We start from the raw sequence: 11,689 nt of genomic DNA, 5'->3' as shown, positions 1-11,689 counted from the left end.
GCGGGGGCCGGATTCGAACCGACGACCTTCGGGTTATGAGCCCGACGAGCTACCAGGCTGCTCCACCCCGCGTCCGTGGATGCGCACTATACTCTCGACGCGCGGCGATGCAACCCCTTTTTGTGTTAAAGCCTTAAATTTACAGCCAGTTGGTGATTAATAGTGCCATTGGGCGATTAATTGTACAGATGTGAGCGCGGTATCTCGTGGCGGATTTCATTCTCTCTGCCCCTTTGCTATCGTCGCGGTGCAAACAACCGAGAAAAAGAGAAAGTGATGAAAGGACATTGGGCGAAGTATGCACTTACTGGCGCGTTTCTCGCGCTGTTAGCGGGTTGTAGTTCTAAACCGACTGACCGTGGTCAGCAATATATCGATGGCAAGCTGGAGCAACCGCTCGGGCTGGTCAATGAACCGAATGCCAAAGGGCGTCCGGTGAATGGCAGAGATTTTGGTGTGCAGATCCAGCAGATTCAGAGTGCCTCAAGCGGCTTATACAGCCGCAACACCGGCACTTACAGCGCCATCCAGAACTGGTTGCTCTCCGGCGCGGATACCCGTCAGCTGAGCCAGTTTGGCCTTAACGCTTATCAGATGGAAGGCACCGATAACTACGGTAACGTGCAGTTTACCGGCTACTACACGCCAGTGGTGGAAGCACGCTACACGCGTCAGGGAGAGTTCCAGTATCCCATTTACCGCATGCCACCGCGCACGCGCGGTCAGAAGTTGCCGAGCCGTGCTTCTATATACAGTGGCGGACTTGATGATCGTTACGTGATTGCCTGGAGCAACTCGCTGATCGACAACTTTATGATGGACGTGCAGGGCAGCGGTTACGTTGACTTCGGTGACGGTCGTCCACTGCGCTTCTTCGGCTATGGCGGCAAAAATGGCTGGGCCTATCACAGCATCGGCAAAGAGCTGATCGATCGCGGTGAAGTGAAGCGTGAAGATATGTCGATGCAGGCGATTCGTCAGTGGGCACAGGAACATACGCCGGAACAAGTGCGTGATGTGCTGGAAACCAACCAATCCTTCGTGTTCTTTAAGCCGGAAGAGTACGTGCCGGTGCGCGGTGCCAGTGCGGTGCCGCTGATTGCCAAAGCCTCGGTGGCATCCGATCGTTCATTGATTCCCGCAGGCACGGCATTGTTAGCGGAAGTGCCGCAGTTGAACGAGAAGGGCAAATTTAACGGCAAGTATGAGATGCGCCTGATGGTGGCACTGGATGTGGGTGGGGCGATTAAAGGCCAGCACTTCGACATCTATCAGGGTGTCGGTCCGGACGCTGCGCACCTTGCCGGATTCTACAACCACTATGGACGCGTTTGGGTGCTGAAAGCCGCGCCAGGTGCAGGACAGCCGCTGTTCAGCAATCCGCAAAATGGCAATAATGGTTCACTGATTATCGGGGCGAATTGATATTCTTCCCTGCGGCAAATCAGCGGGAGTATTCAGCTGATTTGCCATGGGTCGACAGTCTTCGCGATCCAATGCGTCCATCACTGTTTCTGTAGGGTGCGCATTCATGCGCACCGCATCAAAAGGTTTGATATGAAAGTAGTCAGCGATGCCTGGCGGCAACGTTTTGGCGGTACGGCACGTCTGTATGGGGAAGAGGCGCTGCAGCGTTTTGCCGACGCCCATTTTTGTGTGATTGGTATAGGCGGTGTCGGTTCGTGGTCTGCCGAAGCGTTAGCGCGCACCGGGATTGGTAAAATCACGCTGATCGATATGGACGACGTCTGCATTACCAACACCAATCGCCAGATCCACGCTCTGCAAGGCAAAGTAGGACAAGCGAAAACCGAGGTGATGGCGGAGCGTATTCGCGCCATAAACCCTGAGTGCGAAGTGATCTGTATTGATGATTTCATCACGCCGGATAACACCGCTGAGTTACTGTCAGCGGGTTTCGATTACGTGATTGATGCGATTGACAGCGTGCGCCCGAAAGCGGCGTTGATTGCCTGGTGTCGCCGTAACAAGATTCCGTTGATCACCACTGGCGGTGCGGGCGGGCAGATCGATCCGACGCAGATTCAGGTCAGCGATTTAGCCAAAACCATTCAGGATCCGCTGGCGGCGAAACTGCGTGAGCGTCTGAAAAGTGATTTTGGCGTCATCAAGAACAGCAAAGGCAAGCTAGGGATTGATTGCGTATTTTCCACTGAGGCACTGGTCTATCCGCAGTTGGATGGCAGCGTCTGTAGTTCGAAAAGTACCGCTGATGGCCCCAAACGCATGGACTGTGCGGCGGGCTTCGGTGCGGCCACTATGGTGACCGCCACTTTTGGTTTTATCGCAGTCTCGCACGCGTTGAAAAAATTCCTTGCACGCGCGGCGCGTCAGGCGGCTTGATGTGTCCGCGCGTGGCGCTGCACTGCATCTGCTAACGCCTTTAAACCACTGCTGCGCGAGGCGCTAAGCTGCGCACGCAGGCCTAAGGTATCAAACAACGCCAGCGGATCTTGTGCTAACAGATCCGCTGGCGTTTTGCCTTCCACCGCCGTCAGCAGCACCGCCAGCAAACCGCGTACGATGCGGCCTTCACTGTCACCGTAAAAGTGCAGCGTGCCGTTCGGCAGCCGTTGGCTGCTCAGCCAGACACGATTTTCGCAACCGCTCAGCTCAATAGCTGCCGTCTTCACCTCATCTTCCAGAACGGGCAACTGGCGGCTGAGCTGGATCAACTGGCGATAGCGATCTTCCCACTGATGAAAATGGGTAAACTTTTCGGTCAGGCTGGCTTCAGTAATCACATCGCCAAAAGGATGTGGGCCGATCAGGGTAGTCATAACGTTATTCACTCAACAGGTCTACGGCATGATGCATGGCGCGCACCAGCGCATCTACATCCTGCAAATTATTATAGGGCGCGAATGACACGCGCAAGGTGCCACTGACACCCAGTGCCGCCATTAATGGCTGGGCACAATGCTGTCCGGCGCGCAGGGCGATGTCTTGTTCTGCCAGCAGCGTGACAATATCGCTGTGATGAATCTCCGCGATATCAAACGCCAGCAGACTGGCATTACCACAACGAAAACTGCGGAAGCCGGTAATCTCGCTTAATTGCTCTTCGGCGAGGCTGGCCAGCTGCTGGCTCCACATCTCTGCTTTTTCAGCGTGGTGATGCGACAGCCATTCCAGCGCCGCGCTCAGGCCCACCACACCAGCAACATTGGGTGTGCCCGCTTCGAACCGCCATGGCACCGCCTGCGGTGTAAAGCCATCGAAGTCGACGTGCGTCAGCATTTTGCCGCCGCCTTGCCACGCATCCATCTCGTCCAGCAACTCGGCTTTGCCATATAGCGCGCCGATGCCCATTGGGCCATACAGCTTATGCGCGGAGAAGGCATAAAAGTCGATGTCCAGCGCCTGAACGTTGGGGGGAGCATGCACCACGCCCTGTGCGCCATCTACCATCACTTTGGCGCCAACATGGTGTGCCAGGGTAATCGCCTGTGCCAGATCCGGACAGCCACCGGTGACATTCGACATTTGCCCAATCGCCAGCAGCTTAGTGCGTGCATTAAGCAAATCAGGCAGCAAGCGGATATCGGGTAGACGATCTGCACCAATCGGCCATTTCACCACCTTCGCGCCAGCAGCTTGCGCCACCATTAACCACGGCACCAGATTGGCGTGATGCTCCGCCTCGCTCACCACAATCTCATCACCGGGTTGTAAGCGCGGTGCCAGCCAGCTGTTGGCTACCAGATTGATAGCCTCCGTGGTGCCACGCGTCCAGACAATCTGGCGGTCATCACCCGCCTGCAGCCATTTGGCCACCCGGCCGCGCGCCTGTTCATACTTCTCCGTCAGGTCGCGTGCTGATTTAAACTGGCTGCGATGCACGGTACCTGCGCTCAAGCTATAGAACTGCGACGTGGCGTCGATCACCGCCTGAGGCTTTAGGGCAGTGGCTGCGCTATCAAGATAAACGCCCGCATCGCTTAATGCAGGAAACTGCGCACGGAAGGCGGTTGGGGAGAAGATGGTCATACGAAACCCACTGTGTTCAATTTTAGGACCAGGCTGAAACCCGGCCGATTCGCTGGCAAAGCTGGAAAAGCGCGTTATGCTAATTATTGCAAGGTTTGAACCGCAACCCGCATAACGAATCGACCTTAACCAGTCGATTTCACTTTTTGCTGCCTCTGGTCAGCGCTTGCGGGTGGTTTAATGCAATCAATCTGCAAGGAGATAGAAGATGAAAAAACTCGCCGCAGTGCTGGCCGTGTGTACCATGGCCTTTACCCTGGCTGCTTGTTCCAGCAATTATGTCATGCATACCAATGATGGTCGCACCATTGTAGCGGACGGGAAACCGAAAGTTGACGATGAAACCGGTATGATCAGTTATAAAGATGCCAATGGCAACGAGCAGCAGATCAATCGTACAGATGTGAAAGAGATGGTTGAGATGGGTCAGTAAGCAGCAAGCCAAAAAATTTCCCGGAGAAATTTTTACGTCGCTTCAGTGACGGCCCTAATGGGGGTACACAGGGATGTGTAGGACAAAAAAAAGCACCGCAATTTGCGGTGCTACATAAAATCACTTGGACAGACAGGGTAAATCTACAGGAATTAAAAGTTTGATCTGCAATCGTCAGATCAAAATGCAAACACAACATCACGACCACAAGCCAAAAGCTCTCCAAAAGTCTGCGATCTCTCGCACGTTTCCAGAAATCTTTTCGTTCCGGCTCAGGAAGTGCGGCAACTATAGGTATTTGCTGGAGCTTCCTCAACGGACAAATTATAATGTCTCGGATTAAAATAACTAATACGTAACGACCTTGTATAAGTCGGACTGTTACCTTGTGAATCCGCTGATGGAAAACCATGTCTAAACGCCTTCCACCGCTTAATGCTTTACGCGTCTTCGATGCTGCAGCCCGCCATTTAAGCTTTACAAAAGCCGCTGAAGAGCTGTTTGTCACCCAGGCAGCTGTTAGCCACCAGATTAAATCTCTGGAAGATTTCCTCGGTCTTAAGCTATTTCGACGGAGGAATCGTTCGCTTTTACTGACAGAAGAAGGTCAAAGCTACTATCTGGATATTAAAGAGATCTTCTCGGCTATCAACGATGCGACGCGTAAACTTCAGGCGCGCAGCGCGAAGGGTGCCTTAACCGTCAGTCTGTTGCCCAGCTTTGCCATTCAATGGCTGGTGCCACGTCTTTCCAGCTTTAATATGGCTTATCCGGGCATCGATGTGCGTATTCAGGCGGTGGACCGTGATGAAGAGAAACTGGCCGATGATGTTGATGTGGCGATTTTCTATGGGCGCGGTAACTGGCCGGGCCTGCGCGTTGAGAAACTGTATGCCGAATATTTGCTGCCGGTCTGCTCGCCCATGTTTCTGACTGGCGACCATCCGCTTAAAACGCCCGCCGATCTGGCGCACTTTACGCTGCTGCATGATGCTTCGCGCCGGGACTGGCAATCCTATATCCGTCAGCTAGGATTGCAGCACATTAATGTGCAGCAGGGCCCGATCTTCAGCCATAGCGCGATGGTGCTTCAGGCGGCGATTCACGGCCAGGGCGTGGCGCTGGCTAATAATGTAATGGCGCAGAGTGAAATTGAAGCTGGACGGCTGGTCTGTCCATTTAATGACGTGTTAGTCAGTAAAAACGCTTTTTATCTGGTTTGTCATGACAGCCAGGCAGAACTGGGTAAAATAGCCGCCTTTCGTCAGTGGATCCTGGAAAAAGCCGCAGCTGAACAAGAAAAATTCCGCTTTCGCTACGATCACTAACGCGTTGAGTGCTGCACAGTGATGTGCAGTTTCATCCTGAGGAACAATGAATGTCCAGTCGTGCCATGTTTGTGTTTGCCGCCATCAGCGGATTTCTGCTGGTGGCCTTTGGTGCTTTTGGGGCACACGTGCTGAGCAAATCGCTCGGCCCGGCGGAAATGGCGTGGATCCATACCGGTCTTGAATATCAGGCCTATCACACATTGGCGGTGATCGGTCTGGGTGCAGCCATGCTGCGCCGCGCCAATATCTGGTTTTACTGGAGCAGCGCCGCGCTGGCGCTCGGCACAGTGTTATTCAGTGGCAGCCTTTATTGCTTAGCGCTGTCGCACTTGAAGTTTTGGGTTTTTGTTACGCCAGTGGGAGGATTGTTTTTCCTGATTGGCTGGTTCTTGATGTTGATTGGCGCATTGCGTCTTAAACGAAAGGCGGATCGCCATGAATAAAGTTTTACTCTATTGCCGTCCTGGCTTTGAGAAAGAGTGTGCGGCGGAGATCAGTGCCAAAGCCGCTGAGCGCGAAGTATACGGTTTTGCCCGCGTTAAAGATGATTCCGGCTACGTGCTCTATGAGTGCTATCAGCAGGAAGATGCGGAAAAGCTGATTCAAACACTGCCGTTTGCCGAGCTGATTTTTGCCCGTCAGATGCTGGTGGTAGGCGAACTGCTGCGCGATTTACCGCCAGAAGATCGTATTACCCCGATTGTCGGCATGTTAACGGGTGTGGTGGAGAAGGGCGGTGAGCTGCGCGTTGAAGTGCCGGATACTAATGAAGCGAAAGAACTGACCAAGTTCTGCCGTAAGTTAACCGTGCCGCTGCGCGCCAGCCTGCGTGAGAGTAAAATCCTGCTCAACTACGAGTCGCCGAAACGCCCTGTGATACATGTGTTCTTTATTGCTCCGGGTACCTGCTATGTCGGTTATTCGCTGCCAGAGAACAACTCCCCGTTCTATATGGGGATACCGCGCCTCAAGTTCCCGTCGGATGCGCCAAGCCGTTCAACGCTGAAACTGGAGGAAGCCTTTCATGTCTTCATCCCGGCCGATGAGTGGGATGAGCGTTTGGGCAGCGGCATGTATGCCGTGGATCTGGGTGCTTGCCCTGGCGGCTGGACTTATCAACTGGTCAAACGCAGCATGTGGGTGTACGCCGTAGATAACGGTCCGATGGCGCCCAGCCTCATGGATACCGGGCAAGTCACTCACTGCCGTGAAGATGGTTTCAAATACCGCCCATCGCGCAATAACATCAGCTGGCTGGTGTGTGACATGGTGGAAAAACCCGTTCGCGTCGCCAGTTTGATGACGGAGTGGCTGGTCAACGGCTGGTGCCGTGAAGCAATCTTCAACCTCAAATTGCCAATGAAAAAGCGTTATGAAGAGGTCACGCAAAATCTGGCTATGATGGATGCGGCGTTGAAAGAGAAGGGAGTGAATGCCCAGATTCAGGCGCGCCAGCTGTACCACGACCGTGAAGAGATTACCGTGCATGTGCGCCGGCTTTGGGCAGCAGTAGGCGGCCGTCGCGACGAACGCTAAATTTCCCGTCATACTTCGCGCCACAGATGCGTTGGCTACGTTTATACGCCCCAGTCACATACTGATGTATGCTCCTGGGGACTTAATAAACTTGCCGCCTTCCTGTGACACGAATTATTTAGGGAAATTCTGCGCACTGTATTAACTCAGTTAAATCCCCCCGTCTTGTTTCGGACCACAGGTGCGCTGGCTGCGCTTGTTCGCCCCGGTCACATACCGATGTATGGTCCCGGGGACTCACGAACTTGCCGATCCTGCTTCATACTTTGCACTACAGCGGCGTTGGCTGCGTTTGTTCGCCCCGGTCACATACTGGCGTATGGTCCCGGGGACTCACGCACTTGCCGCCTTGCTGTAGCACAAATTATTTCGCAGGATCTCCGGGGGTATCATCATAGCGGCGCAATTTTTTGCACCTATCACCTATCACCTATCACCTATCACCTATCACCTATCACCTATCACCTGTCGAGAGATTGGTGAGTTTACCAGGCTGGGGTGCTGCACCCGGCATTCACGCCTTATACCGCAACGTATTTAAATTCCCCTGCAAGACCAAATCGCGTTTAAGCGTTGAGACCTGGCGGCAAATCTCAGCTATCTGCTGATGATCGCGCAATTTTTTCTGCCACTTTTCAGGAATCTGGTCGAACTGCTGATAAATAGCTTCAAGGGTGCCGAACTGCGTGAGTAAATCGCGGGCGCTTTTAGAGCCAATGCCGGTGACGCCGGGAATTTTGCTACTGCTGATGCCGCACAATCCCCAGTAATCAGGTAATTGTGCAGGCGTGACGCCAAACTCGTGCTCGATGAAAGGCACGTCCAGCCAGCGTTTCTGGAAATAATCACGGATGCGGATATTCGGCGCTAAAAGCTGGCAATAACCTTTGTCGGTGGAGACGATAGTTGCCTGATGTCCGGCATCGGCCATTTTCACCGCCAGCGTGGCGGCGAGATCGTCGGCTTCATCGAGATCGGCGACCCAGCAACGCACGCCGACAGCCTCAAAGGCCTGCTGGATAACGGGCATCTCCATCTGCAAATCATCCGGCATCGGTGGGCGACCCGCTTTGTAGTCGGGTAGCAGCTGATGTCGCCAGCCAGGGTGACGATCGTGGCTATCAAATACCGCGACGACGTGCGTCGGTTGCGTGTGGCCTAATAGCTGATGCAGCGCTGCGATGCAGGCTTCGCGGCAGGGCGTGCCTTGCACGGCATGCAAACGGCGGATCAGGTTCAGCGCATCAATAATCAGAAGATGAAACGACATAGTGATAGTGGCAGCCCGCAGGCTGCCTTCCTGATGGGTTATTTAATGATTTCGTAGCAGGGGATGTAGGCGCTGCCTGGCAACTTCATACGCTGCTGAGCGACGAAGCCCTGCAGCAGTTCATCCATGCGATGCATAATGTCGGCGTCGCCGTGCAGTTTGTAAGGCCCTTTCTCGCGGATCTCGCGAATGCCAACCTCTTTAACGTTGCCGGCAACAATACCAGAGAAAGCGCGACGCAAATCTGCAGCCAGTTTTTCCGCTGGCTGGTTCGGGAACAGTTTCAGGTTAGCCATGTTTTCGTGCGTCGGTACAAACGGTACCTGCAACTCTGGCGCGATGCGAATCGACCAGTTAAAACTGTAGGCATCGCCAGTTTCGCGACGATACTCTTTGACCTGCGGCATGGCCTTCTTCATCAGACGTGCCACTTCAGCAGCATCATCAATGATGATCTTGTAGTGCTTACGTGCGGTTTCACCCAGCGTATTAACGATGAAATCATCCAGCACCCGGAAGTAGTCGGCGCTCTCTTTCGGGCCGGTGAGAATCAGCGGCAGGACCTGGTCGCTGTTGTGTGGATTCATCAGGATCCCCAATAGATACAGCAACTCTTCTGCGGTGCCGACACCACCCGGGAAGATCACGATGCCATGCGCAATACGCACAAACGCCTCAAGACGCTTTTCGATATCCGGCATGATGATCAGTTCATTCACCAGCGGATTTGGTGGCTCAGCCGCGATAATTGACGGTTCGGTCAGGCCAATGAAACGACTGTCGTGGTAGCGTTGCTGTGCATGGCCCACCGCGGCACCTTTCATCGGCGCTTCCATCACGCCAGGCCCACAGCCGGTGCAGATGTTGAGTTCACGCAGGCCCATTTGTGTGCCGACATTGCGGCAATACTGATACTCCACTGCGTTAATCGAGTGACCACCCCAGCACACCACGGTATTGGGATATTCACCAATGTGCAGCGCACGCGCGTTACGCAGAATTGAAAACACCTGATTCGTGATGTGAGCGGAATCGTCAGCGTTTTTCTGATCGCTGCGCTCAAGCTGGCCATTCACAAACAGAATATCGCGTAGCACGGCAAACAGGTTGGCCTGCAATGAGCGGATAATACGGCCATCAACAAAGGCTTCTTCCGGCGGATTAATCAGTTCGAGTTTGACGCCGCGCTCACGGCGCAGCACGTTGATGTCGAAATTTTCAAAACGGGAGAGCAGTTCCTGACTACTGTCGGTCTGGCTGCCGGAGTTGAGCACCGCGAGTGAGCAGTTGCGAAAAAGCTGGTAAAGGTCGCTGCTGGCCGTTTGCTTCAGCATGTCGACTTCCAACTGGGAGAGCAGATCCATTGAGCCAAGCGGGCTGATATGTGTAATCAAGAGAACTCCTTTACACGCAAATGCGTGACGGGTGACGCTGCGCTTAACTTGCTGAACGCAGTGACGAAAATCCTTCGGAACGCAGGTTTAAACCTTAGCGCCTTTGACAGAGTAACGTTGTCCGCAGTGAATGCTCAAGTGGAACCGCGCATCCGTGCTGCGGCCTGCGAGGCGTCTCGCAATCTGTTACTGACGTACCAGGCGGGAAAACCCAGGAGAGAAGGGAACGTTGCTGCGCCACGGATTAATATCCAGTCCACCACGGCGCGTATAACGTGCATAAACGGTCAGGGATTCTGGTTGGCAAAAGCGTTGAATGTCGTTGAAAATGCGCTCAACGCACTGTTCATGGAACTCATTGTGCTGACGGAATGAGATCAGGTAACGCAGCAGGGCTTCACGATCGATACGTGGGCCTTTGTAGCGAATCATTACGGAACCCCAATCAGGCTGATGGGTGATCAAACAGTTGGATTTCAGCAAATGGCTCACCAGCGTTTCTTCCACCACTTCACTGCCCGCAGCCTGCGCTAAATAATCGGCGTTAAAAGCATAGTCGTGAATCTCGATATCCTGCTCGTCGATAACATCGCCATTGAAATGGCCGATTGGCTGGCCTTCCACTTCGCCCAGACGGAACAGTGCCACGCTGACTTCGCCATTAGCGCAGGCGCGCAGATCACGCTCGAGTGTCTGGCGCACGTCGCCCCAGTCCGCGAAACGCGTCTGGTTAAAGCTGTTAAGATAGAGCTTAAAGCTCTTGGACTCGATCAGGTTTTCGCTATCAGCGCGCAGCACCACTTCGCCCACCGCCACCTGCGGCACGCCCTTGCTGTTGAGCCAGGAGAGTTCGTACAGCGTCCAGATATCTGCGCCCTGGAACGGCAGATTATCCGGGTAGAGCCCCAGCGGTTCGCGATTCAGGCTGCGCGGCACCGATTGCAGCAGCGTGTTATCGTAACGATCAACATAAGCCGTGGGCTTACCTAACGTCAGGCCGCTTAACGCCTGATCGCGGTTTTCAGAAGACATATCGGTTACCACTAAATTCCATCAAAGTGGCTAAGTGTAACCGATCACAAGCGAGAAGAAGAATGATGCAACAAACCGCAGACGCCCTGCGTGAGTTTACCGCCCGTTATGTGCAACATTGGCAGCAGCAGGCTGGACATCTGCCGGCAAGCACGGATCTACTGGGGGTGCCATCCCCCTGTATCGTCAGCACACTGGATGATCGTGTGTTGTGGCAACCACAACCGTTCACCTTGCCAGCTACGCTGGAAGCGGTTGAGCGTGCACTGGATATCCAGTTGCAATCGGAAATCAGTGCTTTTTACACGTCGCAGTTTGCCGGGGATATGACCGCAACCTTTCAGCAGCAGCAGATTACCTTGTTACAGGTGTGGAGCGAATCAGACTTTACCCGCTTGCAGGAGAATCTGATTGGACATCTGGTCATGAAGCGCCGCTTAAGACAGAGTCCAACATTATTCATTGCGACGACTGAATCGGAGCAGGATGTGATTGCTCTGTGTAACCTTTCCGGTGAAGTGATTCTGGAACAGCCTGGCAGTAAAAAGCGTCAGGTACTGGCTGCGAGCATTAAGATATTTCTTAATGATTTACAACCGGTTAGTGCCTGAGTGACAGACTTCGCTGGCGAGGTTTGTAAGAGATCTCTCACATTAGGTGTGAGAGATCGCTAGATCATTTT

At 53.8% G+C, this 11,689-nt stretch carries 12 protein-coding genes; 7 read left to right on the top strand and 5 right to left on the bottom strand.

The genetic code is table 11. From position 1 onward, the window contains the following. Nucleotides 1-276: 276 nt before the first annotated feature. On the top strand, nucleotides 277-1,425 hold the full coding sequence (gene mltA / locus ACCW76_RS19125; RefSeq protein WP_034823090.1) for a murein transglycosylase A: 1,149 nt from the start codon (nucleotides 277-279) through the stop codon (nucleotides 1,423-1,425). 132 nt (nucleotides 1,426-1,557) lie between these two features. Further along, the gene (gene tcdA, locus ACCW76_RS19120) at nucleotides 1,558-2,364 is read left to right on the top strand and encodes a tRNA cyclic N6-threonylcarbamoyladenosine(37) synthase TcdA (protein ID WP_045833720.1); all 807 of its coding nucleotides are present in this window, start codon (nucleotides 1,558-1,560) and stop codon (nucleotides 2,362-2,364) included. On the opposite strand, the gene csdE is transcribed toward tcdA, so the two are convergent. Together csdE and csdA are read right to left on the bottom strand one after the other, a co-directional pair. Continuing rightward, the gene (gene csdE / locus ACCW76_RS19115; RefSeq protein ID WP_045816410.1) at nucleotides 2,352-2,801 is read right to left on the bottom strand and encodes a cysteine desulfurase sulfur acceptor subunit CsdE; all 450 of its coding nucleotides are present in this window, start codon (nucleotides 2,799-2,801) and stop codon (nucleotides 2,352-2,354) included. The two genes, tcdA and csdE, sit on opposite strands and share 13 nt — an antisense overlap. Nucleotides 2,802-2,805: 4 nt before the next feature. Continuing rightward, the gene (gene csdA / locus ACCW76_RS19110) at nucleotides 2,806-4,011 is read right to left on the bottom strand and encodes a cysteine desulfurase CsdA (protein ID WP_436339784.1); all 1,206 of its coding nucleotides are present in this window, start codon (nucleotides 4,009-4,011) and stop codon (nucleotides 2,806-2,808) included. Between the two features lie 208 nt (nucleotides 4,012-4,219). On the opposite strand from csdA, the gene ACCW76_RS19105 reads away from it, so the two are divergent. The 4 genes from ACCW76_RS19105 to rlmM all read left to right on the top strand — a co-directional run bounded on the left by ACCW76_RS19105 (nucleotide 4,220) and on the right by rlmM (nucleotide 7,311). Then, nucleotides 4,220-4,444: a YgdI/YgdR family lipoprotein gene (locus ACCW76_RS19105; protein WP_034823084.1), complete on the top strand. Its 225-nt coding sequence runs from the start codon at nucleotides 4,220-4,222 to the stop codon at nucleotides 4,442-4,444. 410 nt (nucleotides 4,445-4,854) lie between these two features. Continuing rightward, a complete protein-coding gene (locus ACCW76_RS19100) occupies nucleotides 4,855-5,772 on the top strand; it encodes a transcriptional regulator GcvA (RefSeq protein ID WP_045816412.1) in 918 nt (305 codons plus the stop codon). Nucleotides 5,773-5,822: 50 nt separating this feature from the next. Then, nucleotides 5,823-6,218 carry a DUF423 domain-containing protein gene (locus ACCW76_RS19095; RefSeq protein ID WP_034823080.1) on the top strand — a complete coding sequence of 132 codons (396 nt, stop codon included), beginning with the start codon at nucleotides 5,823-5,825 and terminating at the stop codon, nucleotides 6,216-6,218. Further along, the gene (gene rlmM / locus ACCW76_RS19090) at nucleotides 6,211-7,311 is read left to right on the top strand and encodes a 23S rRNA (cytidine(2498)-2'-O)-methyltransferase RlmM (RefSeq protein WP_045816413.1); all 1,101 of its coding nucleotides are present in this window, start codon (nucleotides 6,211-6,213) and stop codon (nucleotides 7,309-7,311) included. The genes ACCW76_RS19095 and rlmM overlap by 8 nt, the downstream gene beginning before the upstream one ends. Nucleotides 7,312-7,825: 514 nt before the next feature. Here the strand turns inward: rlmM and xni are convergent. The 3 genes from xni to queF all read right to left on the bottom strand — a co-directional run bounded on the left by xni (nucleotide 7,826) and on the right by queF (nucleotide 11,007). Further along, nucleotides 7,826-8,581, bottom strand: a complete 756-nt coding sequence (gene xni, locus ACCW76_RS19085) for a flap endonuclease Xni (protein WP_436339782.1) — start codon at nucleotides 8,579-8,581, stop codon at nucleotides 7,826-7,828. A gap of 38 nt (nucleotides 8,582-8,619) precedes the next feature. Further along, nucleotides 8,620-9,975 carry a nucleotide 5'-monophosphate nucleosidase PpnN gene (gene ppnN / locus ACCW76_RS19080; protein ID WP_034823077.1) on the bottom strand — a complete coding sequence of 452 codons (1,356 nt, stop codon included), beginning with the start codon at nucleotides 9,973-9,975 and terminating at the stop codon, nucleotides 8,620-8,622. Nucleotides 9,976-10,161: 186 nt separating this feature from the next. Further along, nucleotides 10,162-11,007: an NADPH-dependent 7-cyano-7-deazaguanine reductase QueF gene (gene queF, locus ACCW76_RS19075; protein WP_045816415.1), complete on the bottom strand. Its 846-nt coding sequence runs from the start codon at nucleotides 11,005-11,007 to the stop codon at nucleotides 10,162-10,164. A 62-nt stretch (nucleotides 11,008-11,069) separates the two neighbouring features. Here queF and syd point away from each other — a divergent pair, with 62 nt between their 5' ends. After that, nucleotides 11,070-11,618, top strand: a complete 549-nt coding sequence (syd, locus tag ACCW76_RS19070; RefSeq protein WP_436339781.1) for a SecY-interacting protein — start codon at nucleotides 11,070-11,072, stop codon at nucleotides 11,616-11,618. The last annotated feature ends 71 nt before the right edge of the window (nucleotides 11,619-11,689 follow it).

Source organism: Pantoea sp. C8B4, assembly GCF_051336905.1.
Lineage (GTDB): Bacteria > Pseudomonadota > Gammaproteobacteria > Enterobacterales > Enterobacteriaceae > Pantoea > Pantoea rwandensis_B.
This window is presented reverse-complemented; position numbering and strand designations above follow the sequence as displayed.